Here is a 19,263-nt window from a genome sequence, read left to right as displayed (position 1 = left end):
TGACAAAACATGCCCTTCTCCATCTTCTCCCCTCCTGTGTAGAGCTCGTATCCATCGCTGATCAGCGATACCGGTAGATGTTCTTTTGCTCGTTGCCTCGCGATGTCACATGGTAAAACGCCCCAGAAGGCGGAATCCGTAAGGGTCGTGTCATGGGGGTGCCTTTTTGCCGAAGAGTGGATGGAGGGCTATGGATCTCACAAAAAAAGCAAAACCCCTTAAATCAAGGCACTTTTTTGTATTTTGTCAAATGTGTAGGTCTGACCCCTTCTCACTAGTTATTGCTAACTCAAACAAAAAGACTGAAAAGTTCAACTTTTCGGAGAAGAGGGTGTTTTTTCTCTTTACAAGATATTAAATGGGTTACCCCTTCTCCTTCTTCTCTCAAAATAGCGAGCACCCGTATTCATTTAAAAAACATAATAATAATACTAACAACAGCCCCCAACACACCAAAAAAACGTACTACATAGTATATATGTAAAAATTTTGTAGGCCTTCCATATTTTTTCTCTAATAGTTGAGTATACATTTTGACTGCCCCGATATCCCAGCCTTCAAATATCAATTCATAAAATGATACACCGAATTCACATTTCAATGATATCATGGCAAATACTTCAACACATATAACAACTAACAAGCATAACATTGACAATTTGAAAAGAACTAACGCCGCTTCAAACATGAACCTAAGCCTTTTGATTCTATAAGTTGATAGTAACAAAAAGTGGCCTTAACTGGGAGTGGCGAATAACTTAGTCCGACCCCGCCACTATAACTTGCCCCTTCTCCCTTTGTACCAAAAGTAGCTCCGGCCTCAAAGCCTAATGGTCCATAAATCGTACCGCCTTTTTCAGGGCCCACTAATTTTTGTGGGGGTTTCCTACAAGCCTCTCCAGTCGTGTTAGAAGCTATACCTATTGAAATACTAACTTCTTTAGCAGTACCATTACATACTTTCATATAAGTGTGTCTATGCTCAACACACCCATCACAACACTTGATATATAAAAGCCCACCTCCAATATATCGATGCATTTCGATACTAACATATGTTGCAGGCATAGGATTATAGTTTGTTGGATCACGAGGTGTTGGTCCACATTTAGGATAGTATGGATTTATAACAAATGAACGAGGATCATTCCATGCTGAATCATATACTTTTTTCAACCCTGACAGATTTGATGGTATATCAAACAATCCCTTACTATCAATTTTATTTACTGTCGAATTTTTCATACCTTGATAGATATTATCGCTTTTTTCCTCCCCAATCGGATCCCTACTCCCCCACCGCCCCAACTCACTTACATAATACCGATACCCATAATACACCAACCCCATCTCATCCCGGTACTTGGTACTGAACCTGACAGCATTCTCATCTGCAACCTCCCCTTCAACCAAAATCTCTTTCCCAAACGCATCATACTCATACCGCGCCGCAATATTCCCGCTCCCATCAACCAACTGCCCCACATTCCCGTTGGCATCATAGGCCAGATAGTAAGCCTCCCCTTCCATCACCTCGGCCACCAGACCGCCCACGCCTCCGGCCCCCTGAAGACTCTGACTCAAATCCAGCCCCCAGACATACGACTTCCGCACAACCCCTGCACCATCGGTTTCTGCAACAAGGTTCCACCCATCGTAAACAAACAGCGTCGCCTTCTCATCCCCCCAGGCCCCACCAGAATAAACCTGCGTCACCTTCTTGACCCGCCGGCCCATATAGTCGTAGGCAAAGACAAACTTCATATCGCCTTCAACAGGCGCACTCGGATAGAAGGCAACCAGCCGGTTCTCTCCGTTCCACTCCATGACATTTCCATTCCAGGACGTCATGTTGCCGTCGGCATCGTAGCCAAGGCTTTCCGCTACAGACCCTTCGGTGATGGATGCGTATTGATTCAACTCATTCGTAACATAGCTTTTCAGGACCTGCTGGGCCTCAGGCCCACCTTCCGTGGCGGTTTTTCTGTTGCCGATGGGATCATAGGCAAACAGACGGGTTTCGGGATCTATCGGAAGTGACAGATCGTCCGCATCAGCCCCTTTGTAGCGACGCGACTCGGTCACTTCGTTTCGGTCGTTGTACCCCCACTTGGTAAAAGCTGCCTCGGCAAAAGCAGCCCCTGAATTCTTCACAGAATTACGCCTACCAATCTCATCGTAGGCATAGGTATAGCTGGAAATCACAGCCACATCCCAGGTGTTTTCCACACTGGTTTTGAGGTTTCGCTCGGGCTCAAAGGCATAGGTGGCGGCAAACCCGTTTGCGGTGGTGTAGCCTCCGACGAGCTCGGAGTTGTCAACACGGCTGTAGGTTACGGTATCTTCGTGGCCCCCTGCGTTCCAGGCCAGGGTCTGGAACCGTCCGTTGTCGGCAAACCCGTAGGTGATGTTGTATCCAGAACCTAAGGCAAACCCGTTGCTTCGCCCCTTGGCGTCATAGGTACGCGTTACGGTCTGGTTGATGAGGCCTGAGGTTGTTTCCGATGCCAGCGACAAGAACTCGTTGTAGGCAAAAGTGCGATGGCCAACGGCATCCCGGATACTTTCCTGGCGGCCCAGGCGGTCGTAGTCAAAGGTAATGTCCGGGGTATCATCGCTGTAATCGATGGTTTTGAGCTCACCGGTGGCGTCATCGTAGGCATAGGTGGTGGTCAGCTGGGCACCGGCCTTCTCCCTGGCCCAGGTGCGGGTATGGAGCTTGCCCCCTGCGGTGTAGGTGTATGTGGTGGATTTGCCCTGGGCGTCTTCCTTGGCTGAGAGAAGGCCCGTTGCGCCATGATAGTGCCAGGTGGTGAGGTCACCCGTTGCCGACTCAGGAAACTGTTCGCCGCTCCACCCCTGCTCGGTGCGATAGGTGGTCATGGTCTTCATGCGGCCTTGGTCATCGTAGGTATAGGCCACCGGATAGGTGGCATCACCCCAGGTATGGGTAACCTGGCCTCGGGTGTTGTAAGCGGTGCGGACGGTTTTCTTCAGGGCATTGGTTTCGGCAACTTTCATGCCGGTTGCCGGGTCGTAGGCAAATGTCTGCCTAAAGCCAGCGGCGTCCTCCACCCAGTCTACCCGGCCCTTGGCGTTGTAGTGGGTAACGGCCGTGCCGGTGCGCGGATCGGTAACCTGTGTTCGACGGCCCAAAGCATCGTAGTCCAGGGTTGTGGTAAGACCCGTGGCGCTGGTGGAAGAGACCACGAGGCCGTAACGCGATTCGCTCACCTGGTCCGTATCGGAGAAGGGGCTGCCCACGGTCTGGGTGACGGTGTCGCTGCCTCGGTCCACAACGGTTTTCGAGACGGTCTCATTACCATGGATGTCTATGGTGACAGACTCCGATGCGAGGTTTACCCCAAGGCCGGTGAGTCGGTTCCTGCTGGTGGATACCACGGTGGCGTCATCGCTGCCCTCTTCGGCGTAAACGATCTGGGTGGCCTCCTGCCACCAGGCCCCGTCCACCTCTTTGGTGAGGGTTTCCGAATCGGTAATGCGGTCCGCCGAGCCAAGAACCAGTTCTCGGTTGCCATCCACGTCCAACCCTGTACGGAACGCCTCTCCAGCGTCGTTATAGACATACAGGGTATCGGCCATACCGGGGGTTTCGGTGCGCACAAGACGACCTTTGGCATCGTAATAATGACGGGTGATTTCCACGCCGTCAAAACCCGGTTTTTCGGCTTTTACGGTGCGGCCCAGGCGGTCGGTCCAGGTAGTCTCCCACATGGGGCCGTCTTGCTCACCATGGCTCACTCTGGTCCACTGACTGCCGTCCTCCTCTACGCCATAGGCGTAGTACCGCGCAGGAACAGCCGTGCCCGTAACACTCTTGATGCGCCCGTCTTTGAACCGCGTGGTGATCTCAGTGCCGCCACCGGGACGGATCACGGTGGTGGTAAGGCCATCCTCGCTGTAGGCATAGGAGGTCTTCAGGCCGTCTTGGCCGATGATGTAGTCCAGGCGACCGGCGGTGTCGTAATGGTTTTCGGTTTGAAGGGTCAATCCCCCTGCTGAAACGGTTTCGGTGAGGCGACGGCCTTTGGCATCGTAGGTGTAGGTGGTGGTGATCTCCCCTTTGAGCCCCTCCCTGGAGGCGGACATCACGCGGCCCAGGTCATCATAAAGATAATCTGTGCTGGTACCGGTGGCATCGGTGTACGAATCCCGATGGCAACACCCCCAAGACGACTCGGTGCGCCCTCCGGAGGAATTTCGGGTTACAATGACATGCCCTTCGTTATCGTATTCGTTTTCAGTCCATGAAATACGCGCGAAGCCGTCATCGGTACGAATCTGTGTTTCCGTCCGAGTCACCCTGCCAAGATGGTTCTCTATGGTTATTTCACGGGTTGTCTTTCCGGCGATTCCCTGGGGAAAGGCCTCGGTGCCGTGGGTCACGATGGTTTTGAGGCCACCGTCTTCGGTGGCTTCATACCCATAGGTCTCCATGCGGCCATCCGGGAAGACCACTTTCTTTGTGAGGCCCGAGGTGATGTCACCAATCTTGACCGGGTTCAGCACGCGCACGGTACGCAGGTTGCCCTGGGCACCATAGGCAGCGTCCGGGTCAAGACAACGTTCGGTAATCTCGGTACGTTCCCGGGTACTCTCATCTACGATATAAGCATGGAGGGTCCTGGACACGAGGGCCCCTTCCACACGCTCTTCAACGGTTCGTGGCCTGCGGTCATCTTCCGGGGATTGCGTGTCACTGGCGAGAACGGGGTCATAGGAGTTCACCACCTCTTTTCCTCTGGTATCCCGCGAGGACGTTCCGGCATCCAGCAGAGAAGAGGCCACCCGCATCACCCGCCCCTTGCCATCGTAAGTGTATCGTCTCCAGGAGCCTTCGGGATTTTCCACCTGCTTTAGCTTTCCGTACCCGGGGCTGGAGGAATTTGTCTCGTACTGCTGAATGCGCTTAAGGGCCATACCACCGGGATCGGTAATGGACTCGACGATCTCCTCGCCCCATGGAAACTTTTTCCAGAGGTTCTTTTGCGTGGATGCAATGCGATTCTCTTTATCCTTAACCACGGTTGTGATGGACCTTTCAATATCGCTCAGCTTCTCCTCCAGGCGTTCGGTGACCTTCTCTCCCTGCGCTTCAATGAGGGACCACTTTTCATTGATTCCGTCTAATTTCTCCTGGACATATTCATAAGGGGTTTCGACACCGCCACGGATCTCGGTTACCTTCAGCCGCGTCATTTTTTCTGCCGAGGCATGGGGATTTTCAACACGCCACAGGGTGAACGGCTCGCCGCTGGGTTCAAAAAGCTGGGTTTCCTGATTCCATTTGTACTGGCTGGGGTAATAATACCGTATATCATACCCCTTTTGGTCGTCGTGGGGCTCGATGTCCACCAGGGCTTGGGGCACCACAATCTGTCGCAGCATCCCTTCGGCATCGAAACGCTGATCCACGCCCTTTACGAGCGTGGAAACCGACAAGGTTTTTGGGGTCAACAACTCCGGGGACAATTCGTCTGTTTTTATCAGGAGGTCCCCAGCGGGAGCTCCACCGTCAAAAAGCCCCAGGCTGATACGGGCGTCCACGCTGGAAAGCCTGAAAAAACCTGCGCCCGGCTTGTCGCAATCGGTACAGCTCGGGCAGCCGACCCGAACCGCCACTTCAGTAAAAATGGACGGGTCTTTTTTTGTCGTCGCCCTGATAACGGCCCACCCCTGGGCCGTGTTTTCATTTGCACGAAGTATACAGGTTGGCCTCTCCCGGCCACTCAGGTTTTCAGGGGATTCCAGCCTCACCCGGTCATCGGTTTTTTCCTTGATGACAGTCCAGACAATCTCCGTATCCTTCGGCCATGTCTCTGCATAAAGGGTGAGGGGTTGACCCGGCATCATGCGGCACTGGGTGCCCTTGGGGTTTTCAGCCAAGATTTTGAGCTTTACGGCGTTGTATTCCCACAGAGTGTTGGCATCGTCACCATTCATGATCAGGCGAACCGTCAGGTAATCCTCTGGGCTGAACAGCTTGTTGATATCGAGGTTACCGGTCACCAGGGTTTTTCCCTCTTCGTTGATGACCGCTTCAACCTCGTGGCCGCCTATGTCAAACACAAAACGCCTCTCGTCACCAAACCCCGCCAGCATCTCCAGCTCATCTTCAAGGATCGAATAGATAAAATTCGTCCACATCCCCTGGGATTCCAGATAGGGAGGCTGCTCTTTTGCCTCTGTCTCAGAGGTGTCGGTTTCCATGGACTCTTCTTCCGAAACAATCCTGCCGTCAAAAAGACTAAACTGCATTTCGGGCCGGTAGACCCATTTGTACACGGGGCGCACCTCCTCGGGAACTGGCTCTTCCTCTGCAAGCAGCTTATTTCTGGCAAATTCAGCAAGTCGGGTTGCCTTTTCATCATAAACGGCAACCTTTACCGGCACGTAGTGACTGGGCCGGTACTGCAGCACCCCATTCCCTGCCCCCAGCGTTTGAAAATCCGCAGCCGAAGAAAAATTGGGGTTCCGGTCCACGGGCTCACCGTTTACCTGAATATAGTAGTGGGCTTTCTGCACATCTGAATTGTCTCCCCTGGGGAGTTTCACTATCTGAGTATGGATACCGGGACGAATTTCAAACTGAGCCAGCCAGGGGTCGCTGGCCTCCTCAAGGCAATCCGCCGCCACCACCTTGGCGACACGACCGGTATATCCCCTCAGGTCTTTCGGAAGAGGCATACCATCCCAACCGACCCACTCGGTGGTGATCTTAATCACAACATCGTTCACCAGACCGGCGCCTTCAAAACCGATGAGGTTCTCACGTTCCCCCTGCTCGGCCCCTGATTCAACCATGTATGTCCGTTCTGCACGGATCTTCAAGTTGGGAGGGCGCATCTCGATTTCAGGCGGGGTAAAGTTGACAAGCCCTGCCCCACCAGAGCTGAGCCCCACCTGGACCCTCTCGCTGCCTATGTACCCGCTAGCCCGGTTGATCATCACCACGTTGACCCATTCGCCCGGGCGAAGGTGATCTGCATGACGACGGCAGAGATCAGCGTTTAAATTTGACCGAGCACCCCAATCCGCAATGGATTCCGCATGGGGAGCCGTGGGAATGGGGCCCCGCATTTTCAGGCGGTAATTGACTCGGGCTTTATGCTCGTCGGTTACCATTCCCACATGGGGTGTTTCCGCAGGACTCAGCCCTTCCCTGTATGTGATGAGGGAGCCATTGGACTCCCGAAATACAAAGGTATCCGTATCTTCGAGGTCTTTCTTGGAAATGGTCTCCAAAAGACCCCTGTCGTAGAAATCGGCGCTTGTTTTCTCTGCCGTACCGGAATCTGGAACGTAGTCTGCGAGACGCGTCAAATCAACCGGGTCATGATCGGGATCATGCTCATCGAACCACACATCCAGATACCAGTTTACAATGGGTTCCTCTTCGCTCTCTTCCTGCGTCTCCACCTTTCTCAAACGCGTTTTATCTGCTTTCCCATCCCCGTCGAAATCAAAAACCATATCGTATTGATCGGGGCTTGTTGGTGCATATTCAGGCATGATGCCTGTCCCGTAGGCGGTCTCACCCAATTCAATGGATCCTAAGAGGCCGTCATCACACCCCACCCCGAACCGTTTCTCATTTTTCAGTGACGCCTCACCGGTGAGCATAACCAGATCCACGGTGAGTTTCACGAGTGAACGGGCATCCATGGCGGCTTTCATACCCAAATAGTGCGCCTCTTGTGTTTGCAACCCCGAAATGGCTGCCACCTCCATCATCCCAAAGGGTATCACGCCTTCAGAATACCCCATGCAAAAATCAAAAACCGGCCGGGATACGAAGTATCTGAGGAATTGCCGCCTTGATTTGGGGTTGAAGGTCTGAAAGGCCAACTCCCCCACAACATCGTGCTCATAGGTATATGAAAACCCGGGGCAGGGAGGAATAACGTATTTCAACATAAACCGACCGTTCTCATCGGCGCTGTCCTGCCCCATGGGAAACAGGTTGGAGTAAACCCTGGCTCCTTCCAGGGGCGCCCACAGTGTGTCCGTCATATGATCGTAGGAGTAGAGCCCCATCTGACCAGAGTCATCTTCCCAGTCGCCATTCTTGGAAAAGAAGGCCGACTTATAGCCTATGTTGTGAGGGGATTGATAAATCACATCTCGGGTATCTTTGTTCAGCAGCAATGATTGTGTCTCCGAAGAGAGGTGCTGAGCCCGCTTCAAATCGATGGGAGACTCAAGCAGAACGAGATCCATATTGCTGTCAAAAAGATAGTGCTGTGCCCTGATCACAACCGAAAATGTATCGGGAGAAGACAAGGGTGGCTTATTTGTATAAACGGTTTCATCGTCTGCCAGCATAAACCGGGTGCTCAAGTACTCGTCACGATCCATAACAACATAGGCATCCGAAGAACCTGCGAAACTCTCTTTCAATAAACGGAAGGCATCGTTCGCGGCCTTGTAACGATATGCGGACATCACAATGGCCCCATTGAGGTCTCCCACGGCCTCACCCAACTCATCCGGCACGCGCACCTCACCATCGACGGTGTACTCCACCCATATGGGATTTCCGGCATCGGATAGTACCATCCCCTTGCCCGCAATAAAGCCCCCCTTAAACGCCGGCCCACCACTGGCACCGGCATGGCGGGAAGACACCGGGTTAAAAAGGAAAAGGACAACCATCATGGAGGTCAGAATCGTTGCTTTCGAAAAGGATTTCATCTGTCTCAGGTTCATCAGCGTATCCAGGTCTCGGAGTTGGGTGATATATGTATGCCTCCGGCAACCTTGCCGGGGGCCAAACATTTGCAACGGGTCAAAAAGCAGGTCTAAAAAACCAAGCTCTTATTTTGGAGCGTCGCGCTCTGTGCGGTTTTTTTATTTCAAGACAGCACGGGCTTTGTTTCGCTCTGGCTGCCGGGGTGACGGAGAATTTGTTTCCCCTTAGCTTTAGCCTCCGGGCGGAGCCCGAAGGGTGCCGCACGGGAGTGCGGCGCTCCATGAACAGCGTCGGTATTCGTCTCGCCCGCGCAGTCGGAGTTGTTCCGGCCAAAGTCAGATGTTGTGTGCTCCCCCATGCTGCGGCATATTCAAGCATGGATCCCCGGTCATTCGGCCAAACAAAGGGCCCGGTGAATCTTATGATAAAGCAACCCAACGGCATCCATATCCCCAGCAGCCGGGGAAGACGACAAAAAGAGTGATGGCACCCCACGGGCGCAGCCCGTCAGCGAATGTGATCGGCCTGAGGTACCCGCCTACGCCATCGCCATGCTTCATCGTTAGTCCAACTTCACCGGGCTACGGCGCGGCAAGGGAAGGTCGAGAGCATTCGCACTCCGCTATCAAGATGGCACACCTCACCGCTGGAGGCCGCTTTTTGTCCTTAGCCCTATTGCAACTCAAAGGTGAGCTGGGCCATGGAGATGGTGCCGTCAGCGTACTCTTTGAGCAGGGGCTGCCTGGCTTCTTCCACAACGGCGTAACCGAGGTAGTCCAGACGGCGAACAGAAACGGGCCGTTCGCTGTTCACTTTATGGTGCTCCTTGTCCACGAGGCCGACCCCTACGGGAACAAGCTGCATGGCGTCGGGGTCGTAGCCCACGAGGACCACACGATCGCCCAGGTTTTCCACGTACTCATGGGTCCCGTAGAGCTTGGGCATTTTCACGGTGAGGTCCATGGTCCCCCTCACCTCAATCCCAATAGGCTGAATGGCAAACACCCAGTGGGGGACGGCAACAGGATTCAAGCCGCAACCAATTTTATCCAGGGGGGTAAACTGTGTATGGACGGAGCCTTGGGACCTGCCGTCGGGAAAATGAAGAATTGCCTTCTCCAAATTAAGATTCAGCTCGTTACCGGCCAGCAGGTTATCGGCTTTTCGGGACACAACAAGGCGGAAGGGCTCCTCGGGATTCAGGACGGGAACCTTAATGACGGGCATCTGGTTCAGCATCCCCTCCTGCACGTTGATCCAGCTCTCCACGGTACCGAATTCCGGGTTCTCCATGGCCGGGTTCACGATAAGACGGTACTTGCCCGGGGGAATCACTGCATCGGCCTTATCCCCAAATCCAAAGGCAAAATTGCCGCCATCCGAAGAAACCGTGGTCCTGCCAAGCTCGGGGACAGTAATTTTCAAGCCGTCCAGGGGCTCGGTGAACTGGGTGCTGAGCATCCCTTTGATGAAGGTGGGTCGTGGACGCACGGTAAAGACGCTTCGGGACAGTTCCTCTTCTCCGTTGAGGAGTTTCACCGTTACCGTTGCGGTGTACCCCAAGTCCCTTTCTGGGTAAAAGGCCACCATGGTATTCCCGGGCAATACGGACACACCTCCGGGAACCAGCTCATGGCTGCGATGGATCTCTTCCATGGAGACGGCACTGATTGCGGTGATGTCTGCGCCCTTTTCAGGCTGGGTCCACACCTTGCCGTGCACGGTCTCATAAACCTCGACGGAAAGCTTGGAGGGATCGGCCTCTTTATTGAAGTAGAAAGCGATGAATGCGTTGGGTTCAACCCCTTCAGCGTTGTTGGCCGGCTCCTGACGGATTACTTTAAAGGCAACATTATCAAGGCTTACCACCATGAAACGGGATCGGGTTTGAGCCAGGAGTTCGCCTTTGGCGTTGTGAACGTCAATGCTCAATTCACGAGCCCCCTCTGTGGACGAAACCGTGGGAGAACCATGGACCGTGGCCCCCGAGCGGGTCAACTCCGTAAGAGGCACGCCGTCAAGAAGGGTCGTCACCGTGTCGGACTCCTGGATACCGGGTATACGCAGGGTGATGGGCAACTCCATGGCTTGCCCGGAGACGGTTTTTCGTGAGCCGTCCATCGGGGAGATAACCTCAATGGCCACCCCGCCGTCGTAGCGGAGGGAAAAGGAACGATCCGTACGTTTTCCGGCCATATCCCAGGCTTCCACAAAAAGCACCACATCACTTCCGGCAGGAAGGATCAAATCGGAGGTGAAATTATAGGCATCACCCTGGGCCGGGGTAATTGCTGGCTGGGTACGCATCAACACTTTCCCAGCAAGGTCGCGCATCTCCACGGCCGCACCTGCCAGGTTTGCTTCGATGATACGCCCTGTCACGGCAAAGGGGTTTTCCACAATGACCAATGGATCGCTGTCGCCAAGCAGGGCCTGGGAGGTAATCTGGATAACCGGCTCTGCCTGGTCCAGCCCCACCTCATAGGTCAGTTCTCCGGTTTCCCCTGTGGCATCCGTTGCGGTGATACGGATGGTGGCCTGCTCACCTGCGTTTATATCGACCAACGTTTTAAAGGAGACCTGTGTCCCGCTGCCCGTAAGGGTCGCGGGCGTTCCATTGACCTCCACCGCCGTGATGGCGGCTTCTCCCCTTACCATGCCCTTCACCGCGACCACATTTTCCGTGACCATTCGCCCGGGAAGGGGGGAATAAACTTCAATGGTGGGCTTAGCCTGTACGACGTCCTCTTCGTCGATATAAATCACGGCAGCCTGCGCTGAAACGTTCCCCAAAGGCGTCTCCGCGATCACTTTCAGGAGGTTGTGCCCCTTGATGAGGCCGGAGTGTTCAAAGGAGAAGGCGTACTCTCCATCGGCCCCCGTGGGGAAGGTCAGATTCTCGTCATGGATCACACGGATCTGCTCCGGGGGCAGGCTGGACCGGATTTTCCCGGCAAAGGTCACCTGGTCGGTTGTCACCACCGTACCGGTCACCGGCGAGGTGATGGAGATAACCGGCAGAGAGGCGGTGCCAGCCGTGACCGTGATCACCTTTGTCACTATGGTGCCGTCTGAAAGCACCATGGTAAGGGTAATGGTATTGAGGCCCAGTTCCAGAGGGACCTCACCGACAATGGCCCCACTGGCATCCAGCGTAATGCCGAAGCTCTGGCCTGTATATCGGTCATTCACGGCAGAAATGCTCTGGACGGTTGTCCCCGGGGCCAGGGCGTAGCCCGACAAAGAGATCATGAAATCGTTGGTGACCCGCTCCTCGGGTCCTTCGAGGGTAAGTTCCGACTCGGGATCGACCACCACAATGAGATCAACAGTCCGGCTGGTCTGACTGCCCGCACCGTTTGTCACCACGCAGTGGTACTCCCCGCTTTGATCGTGAAGAACGTTCTTCAGCTTGAGGGTGCTTGATGTGGCCCCGGCGATGGGAGCCCCATCCCTGAACCATGTATAGTCAAGTTGTGAGCCGATTACGCCCACCGAAAACTCGGCACTGGCTTTCTCGTCTACGGTAAGGCTTGCCGGTTGCGTTTCGATGAGGGGCGGTGCCAGGTGCACGGTCAACGATGTGGGGGTGGTCGTCACCACACCGCCCTCCTGCACGCCCCCAACGGTTGTGACGTTGGAGGTACGACAGGTAATTATGCCCCCATGATAGCTCAAGGGCGTGCTGTCGATAACGAGTTTAGGCTGGTTGGCCCCTTCAATGGATTCCTCACCGATATACCATTGCCAGGAGCAGAACGTCCCTTCTGTCTCCACCTCAAGGGAAAAGGAATCGCGTTCCGTAACCTCCCGTGCGGCAGGTGGCTGCGTCAAAATGAGTGGGGGGGCGAGTACCACATCCAGAGGTGCATCTGCGCTGGTTACGATGTGGTCCACTCCCTCCCAGCTGTTGGTTACCGCACAGGAAATAAGAACCCCATCATCCTCGTAGTCGGCTTTGGCAAGGGTACAGGTGGATTCGAGACCATTGTCGCTGACCGTAACGTCCCCGTCCATGGCCTTGCCGTTTTTCAGCCATTGATAATTTAAATGCGAACCGATCGTCTTAACAGTAAAGGTAACTGGCTCACGCTCCGTCACCTTTGCTGCCTTTGGCTGTTCGGTGATGACCGGGGGTGCAAGGGTCACGACAAGGGTTGCAGGGTCTGTTACAAGGGTGCCGCCTTCAGGGCCGGTGGATCCATCCATGGCATTGCTGATGCGACAGGTAACCACGGCATCGTCATCGGAAAGGGGCGTGGAGGAACGGGTCCATGAAGTTCCCGTGGCTCCCGCCACGTCTTTTCCACCTAGCATCCACTGGTACGTGAGGTTGGTGCCAATTGCCTTCACAGAAAAGGTTGAAGCCTCTCGCTCCACCACAGTCACATCCGTGGGCTGCTGCTCAATGGCCGGAGGGGCAAGCAGAACATCCATGGCCACGGATGCAGACTCAACAAAGTGACTCTCACCGTTCCAGGCGTTGGAGACGATGCAGCGGTACACAGCTCCGTCATCTTCATAGAGGACCGGGTCCAGGGTCAGGGTATTCTCGACTTGCCCTTCAATGGCAGCCCCATTTTTCTGCCACTGGTATGAAAGGTGAGAGCCGGCGGCAACGGTGGTAAAGGTTACGGAGCCACGCTCCATAACGGTCTGGGCCACAGGCTGGGTTGTAATCACGGGTGGGGCAAGGGTCACCGTCAGTTGGGTTGAGGCGCTCTGAGCCTTGCCGCCTTCAATCTTGCCGTTGATCTCCCGAGTATTTGAAGCCACACAATGATACGTCGCCTCGTGATCATCCAGAGCCACTGCATCGACATGAAGGTTGGCATTGGTGGCACCGTCGATAAGGATTCCGTTTTTAAACCACTGGTAGGTCACGAAAGAACCGAGAGTCTCCACCGAAAGAGCCAAAGACTGCCCCTCTTCCCGTGTGGCGGTGGGCGGGGTATCCAAGGTGATGACAGGGGGCGCCAGAATCACATCAAGGGCAGCTTCGGCTGAGATTACGCTGTGACTCTGCCCGTTCCAGGCGTTGGAGATAAGGCAACGGAAAACAGCGCCATCGTCATTATAAGAAGCCGGGTCCAAGGTCAGGGTATTTTGGGTTGCGCCCTCAATGACCGCTCCGTTTTTCTGCCATTGATAGGCAAGGTGGGAACCGGAGGCCATGGCAGTGAAGCTCACGGAACCCCGTTCGGTAACAGTCTGGGTCACAGGCTGGGTAGTAATCACGGGCGGGGCAAGGTTCACGGTCAGTTGGGTTATGACGCTCTGGGCCTTGCCACCTTCAATCTTGCCGTTGATCTCCCGGGTATTTTCAGCCACACAGTGGTACGTTGCCTCATGATCATCCAGAGCCACCACATCGATATGAAGAGCTGCGTCGGTGGCACCGTTGATAAGGATTCCGTTTTTAAACCACTGATAGGTCACAAAAGTACCGATGGTTTCCACCGAAAGGTCCAGGGGTTTCCCCTCTTCCTGTGTGACGGAGTGTGGGGTGTCCAAGGTGATGACAGGGGGAGCCAGGATCACATCAAGGACAGCTTCGGCTGAGATCACGCTGTGACTCTGCCCGTTCCAGGCGTTGGAGATAAGGCACCGGAAAACAGCACCGTCGTCATCATAAGAAGCCGGGTCCAAGGTCAGGGTATTTTGGGTTGCCGCCTCAACAGCCGCTCCGTTTTTCTGCCATTGATAGGCAAGATGGGAACCGGATGCCATGGCGGTGAAGGTCACAGAGCCGCGTTCGGTGACGGTCTGGGCCACAGGCTGGGTGGTGATAACCGGTGGAGCCAAATCCACAGAAAGCATTACACTGTGGCTCGTGGCGACGCCGCCTTCCTGGGTCGCCCCGACATCCAAGGTGTTATCGATGCGACAACTGAACCGACGTCCATGGTCCGCAAGATCGGTGGAGCCAATTGCATAAGAGAAGCCCTCAGCCCCTGGGATTTCGACACCATCCCTCAGCCACTGATACGTCAGCCCGGTACCCACGGCAGTAACAGTAAAGGTCACCGGTTCATGCTCGGTCACATGCTTTGCATGGGGTTGCTCGGTAATGACAGGCGGTGCCAGGATCACATCAAGGACCGCCCCCTGACTGGTCACCACATGGCTTTCACCATTCCAGGCATTGGAGACCAGGCACCGGTACGTTGAACCATCAAAACCGGTATACGGCACCGGATCAAGAACATAGGAAGACTCCGTGGCACCAGGCACAGGCACAGCGTCCTTTTGCCACTGGTAGGTGAGATTTGACCCCGTGGCCGTAACATGAAAAGTGGCCTTCGATCGTTCCATGACAGCCTGGGAGAGAGGTTGCCCGCTGATCACAGGCGGTGCCAAATGGGCCGTAAGGACAGCGGGTTCACTGACCACGCTTCCCTTCCCGTTGGTGACCTGGCAGGAAAATTTCGCCCCATGATCGGCAAGGGACACCTGGGACAGGGTGTATGACGTCGTTGTGGCTCCGGATATGGGGTCGCCGTTTCGATGCCATTGATACGCAAGATGCAGGCCTTTGGCATCAATGGTAAAGGAGGCCTCTTCGCCCTCCAGGGCTTCGGTGTTCTGGGGCTGAGTGGTTATCACCGGTGCCGGAATCACCACATCCACCGAGTGCACCTGTGTCGGGTACCCTTCGGCACCATCTGTGGTGGCCCCAACGACATAGTATCGATACGTTCCATCTACCGTCATGGTGGTGTCGGTCCACTGGGCAGCATCGTAGGGCAAGGGGGCATCGGTGAGTTGCTGAAAGTCATCCTCCCCGTCAATCTGCCTGTAAACAAGGTACCCAGCAGGTTCGAGGCCGGGATTGCCTGCCACCGGGTCCCAGGAGAGTTCAACCGAACCGATATCGGTGGATTCGGCCTTGAAATTTTTCACATAGGGAAGTTTGTCAGCACCCAGGGGACTCTCATAGGCATCGGGAATACCATTGCCGTTGTCATCTACCCGGGGGGCATCGCTGATCCTGAAATCATCCAGCGCAAAGGTGCTTCCCTCACCGCTGCACCCGGTCTTTTTCCTGAAATCAATCCAGATCTCTGTCCCTTTATAAAGATCAAGGGGAAGAGAATCCCAAATATAGTCCGTGCTGTTGTCTTCCGGGGTATAGGTCCGGGCATAGCGATGAACCATCTCAATGGGGTCCCCACACATCCGGTACAAAACAAAATGGATATCTATGTAAATGCGATCTCCGTAAAGAAGCCCTGCAAGAAAATTAAAATCGTCCTGATAGTCCCAAAAGTCGTCATATCCGAGATCGTCGGTATCCAAGGTACGCAAATCCATCTTGTACCAAAACGACAAGGTGGGATTTTCTGCATCAACAGGGATATGGACCCTGTTCATCATGCTGGCCCGGACAATATGGCGCGAACCCAACTCGAGCACCTGGTCTGATTCATCCGGGTTGCTGTCCAAATGATAATTCCCGCTGAAATTACCCCATTCTCCATGTGCCTCTGAGATGGACCAACCGGAATCATCGGGAATGACAAACCCAGGGGAAACAGAATCAAAGCTCTCTTCAAAGGGAAAAGGTGTGAGATTGTAATCCACATAGGCAGAATTTGACTCTGCGGCGATACCTCGCTGGCCGTCACTGGAGACGGCAACAATTTTATAGGCGTACCCTGTTGCATTCCGAATGGAATCGTCCCTGAAGCTCTCGGTTTCCGGGGGAAGCAATTCCAGAACGTTCAACAAGAAATCCCTGGTACTGTCCTCACACCGCCGATAGATCTTGTATCCTGCAATGGGATGAACCTGGCGGTCCAAGGACGACCATGAGAGATCCATGCTGAGTTCCCCGCCAGTAACAGCAGCAAAATTTTCTGGAGGCGGAAGAAGTTCTCCGTTTGGTGAGTAATCCAGATTGTCCGGGATACCGTCTTCATCAACATCCGTAGTCTCCGCGTTGCAAATGGAAAAGTTATCCACAACAAAGAGACGGCTTCTCCCCCACAGGGACACCGCCTGACGAAAGGCGATCTTGATCTCCTTTCCTTTGTAAGCGGAAAGAGAAATCATCTTCCATTTGAAATACTCCAGGGTGTTGTCCCATCGGGTTAAGATCAACGCGGTATCCACATCCACCGTCTCTCCGTTCTTTACGTGAATATCCACATAGATACGGTCACCAAACTTAAACAGCCTGGATTTATACCAGAAAAAAAGAACCGGATTCGATGCGTCGGAAGGAATGGTGACAAATTCTGAAAGAGCCGCTCGATATGCACCGGGGGCGTCGTTTTCTCTTTCCTGGGGTTCTTCATGGATGTTGTTGTCCAGATGCCTGTCTCCGGCGAAATTGGCCCATTCCCCATGGTGGCCGACCACACCCCAACCGCCGTCGGACTTGACATCAAATACAGAGCTTGACTGTTCAAAATTCTCGAACAATGGAAAGTCATATGCTTCGGCGAAAGCCGATGACATAAAAACCACTGCTGTTACCACAAAAAGGGCCATGCACCATCGTTTCATCACACTGTAAGAAATCGAGAACATGAAAAAGCTCCAGTCAACAATATTCACATAAGTTATCTAAAAAGGCGCAGAGAACGGCATCTCCACGACATGGATATCACGTCATGAACGCCATGGAACGATATCAAATCATGTTTAGAGAAGACGAAACACAATCTCAGAACTCAAAAACCGACACCCTTCACAGGTACTCAACATCCGATGCCGCAATGGCGCTCCCGGCAACTTTTTTCACGTCTTTTTTAAGCTGGACGGGCACAAGGGATTTTCGAATGCTTGCACTTACTTCCTGCAAGGGACGCGGGGGTACGTGTTCCCGCTTGATGACCCGTATAAGGTAAGGGACCCCTTCGATAAAGGTGAGGTTCGACGTTTGGCCTTCCTGTGTCGACGAAATCAACGCAAAAAGCCTCGGGTTCATCATCTCTTTGGCAACGCGTCCTTTTTTGTAAAACACGGGCAAACGCTGCTCACGAAGTTCGGCCACCGATTCGTCCCAGGCATCCTCGTTGCCGATTTTCCCAAGGGCTTCCATCACCCGGTTCCGCCCATCACCTTCCAAGGCATGCTCAGTGGAAACCATCTCATAAACCACCGTGGTCCTTGCCCCGAATCGTTCGGGGTTGCTTTCATAATACGCCTTCACCATCTCGGCGGTGACAGGCTGTGGGTTCGCATGGGATGCCAGGTACGACTTCACAAGAAGCTGCTCGCGGTAAACGACAACTTTTTTTTCAAGCTCGGCCAAGGCTTCGGCCCCAAGCTCTTTTTCAGATGCCATGGCAATGGCCCGGCTGGCCACAAGGCTCTCCAGTACTTTCCGGCGCCCCTCATCACCCAGCATCGCCCCCTGCTCCGGACCAATCGTCGTTAAAATGGCCTGCTCAAGCTCATATTGCGTTACGGGAACGCCGTTGACCTTCGCCAACACAACGGTGTCGCCATCAAGGGTTACTTTCTTTGCTCCCCCCCCGGTTTCCCCATCTCCCCGGCATCCGAAGGCCAACAAAAAACAGCATATGGTCAAACACAATCGGTATGTCACGTCAGAATCCTCACATGTATCACGCGTTCATCAAAAAAGTTCCACCCACCCGGGGACGCCTTTCGCAATCAAGGCACAACGGTATCGCCCGCATCTGTCCCGGCCGGTTTAACTCATGCCCGGGGCGGATTTCTTCCTCCCCAATCAATACTTCTTGATCGTCACGGTGGCGAGGAGGCGCTCCATCTCGGCTTTTTTCGCTTCATTCCTAAGTTGGTAACGTATATTCCCCTTGACCTCATCAAAAGGTTTCCGAACAGTCCTCGGGGCCTCAATCAGCTTGATCACATGAAAGCCAAACGGCGTCTCCAGGGGCTCGGAGATCTCTCCTTGTTCCATGCTGAACACCCTGGCGGAAAAAGAGGGGCTGATACTGCCCTCTTTCAGCCAGCCGATCTCCCCGCCTTTTCGTGCCGACATCTTGTCTTCGGAATACGCCTTTGCCAGTTCGGCGAAATCCTCACCCGTCCTTGCCTTTGAAAAAGCTTCACCGGCCGTGGTAAGCTTGGCTTTTCGCTCGATTTCGCCCATCTTCGGGTTGGTCCGAAGAAGGATGTGAGCCACCTTTGCCTTCCTGACCTCATACTCTGTGACATGCGTGTCGTAATAATTTTTGACGGCCTGATCGGTCACTGTGTCGCGCAGATATTTCTCGAAGTAACGACTGATGAGCATCTCTTTGCGAAATTCGTCGATCTCTACCTCAATAAGGCTCGGGTCCATGGCTTCCGACTTCTCAATTGACAAAGACAAGGCCTCGCGATTGAGGTAATCATCCAGCAATCGTTTCTTTTTATTCTCGTCAGAGATTGAAATACGTTTAAATTTAAGAAATGTTTGAAATGTCTGTTTTGATACCTTCTTCCCATTGATATCAGCTAAATCCTGAGTCTTGTCTCCACATGCGACAAGAAAAAAGGCCAAAATAAAAGCGACTCCCACTCTTTTCATCAAATACATCTCCCATAGTCTAAAGTCCAAACATCGTATT

4 protein-coding genes are annotated in these 19,263 nt (G+C 53.8%); all 4 read right to left on the bottom strand.

The genetic code is table 11. The annotated features are described in order from the left end of the window. Positions 1-669 precede the first annotated feature (669 nt). The 4 genes from MSL71_RS13760 to MSL71_RS13745 all read right to left on the bottom strand — a co-directional run bounded on the left by MSL71_RS13760 (position 670) and on the right by MSL71_RS13745 (position 19,223). Complete coding sequence (locus MSL71_RS13760; protein ID WP_180141251.1) at positions 670-8,730, bottom strand: RHS repeat domain-containing protein; 8,061 nt, start codon at positions 8,728-8,730, stop codon at positions 670-672. A gap of 655 nt (positions 8,731-9,385) precedes the next feature. After that, complete coding sequence (locus tag MSL71_RS13755; RefSeq protein ID WP_180141249.1) at positions 9,386-16,864, bottom strand: immunoglobulin domain-containing protein; 7,479 nt, start codon at positions 16,862-16,864, stop codon at positions 9,386-9,388. Positions 16,865-17,408: 544 nt separating this feature from the next. Beyond that, the gene (locus tag MSL71_RS13750; RefSeq protein WP_180141247.1) at positions 17,409-18,071 is read right to left on the bottom strand and encodes a peptidyl-prolyl cis-trans isomerase; all 663 of its coding nucleotides are present in this window, start codon (positions 18,069-18,071) and stop codon (positions 17,409-17,411) included. Between the two features lie 345 nt (positions 18,072-18,416). Next, entirely contained in the window at positions 18,417-19,223 is an 807-nt protein-coding gene (locus MSL71_RS13745) for a peptidylprolyl isomerase (protein ID WP_180141245.1), read from the bottom strand. Between the last annotated feature and the right edge of the window lie 40 nt (positions 19,224-19,263).

Origin of the sequence: Desulfoluna butyratoxydans (assembly GCF_900699765.1) — a bacterium.
GTDB classification, from domain to species: Bacteria; Desulfobacterota; Desulfobacteria; order Desulfobacterales; family Desulfolunaceae; genus Desulfoluna; species Desulfoluna butyratoxydans.
The sequence above is the reverse complement of the archived record's forward strand: the minus strand, read 5'-3'. Positions and strand labels throughout refer to the sequence as shown.

Excerpts from the sequence above, each read along its gene's own strand:
- MSL71_RS13750 (WP_180141247.1), bottom strand. The coding sequence starts at position 18,071 with ATGCTGGGTGATGAGGGGCGCCGGAAAGTACTGGAGAGCCTTGTGGCC.
- MSL71_RS13745 (WP_180141245.1), bottom strand. The coding sequence starts at position 19,223 with ATGAAAAGAGTGGGAGTCGCTTTTATTTTGGCCTTTTTTCTTGTCGCA.
- MSL71_RS13760 (WP_180141251.1), bottom strand. The coding sequence starts at position 8,730 with ATGAACCTGAGACAGATGAAATCCTTTTCGAAAGCAACGATTCTGACC.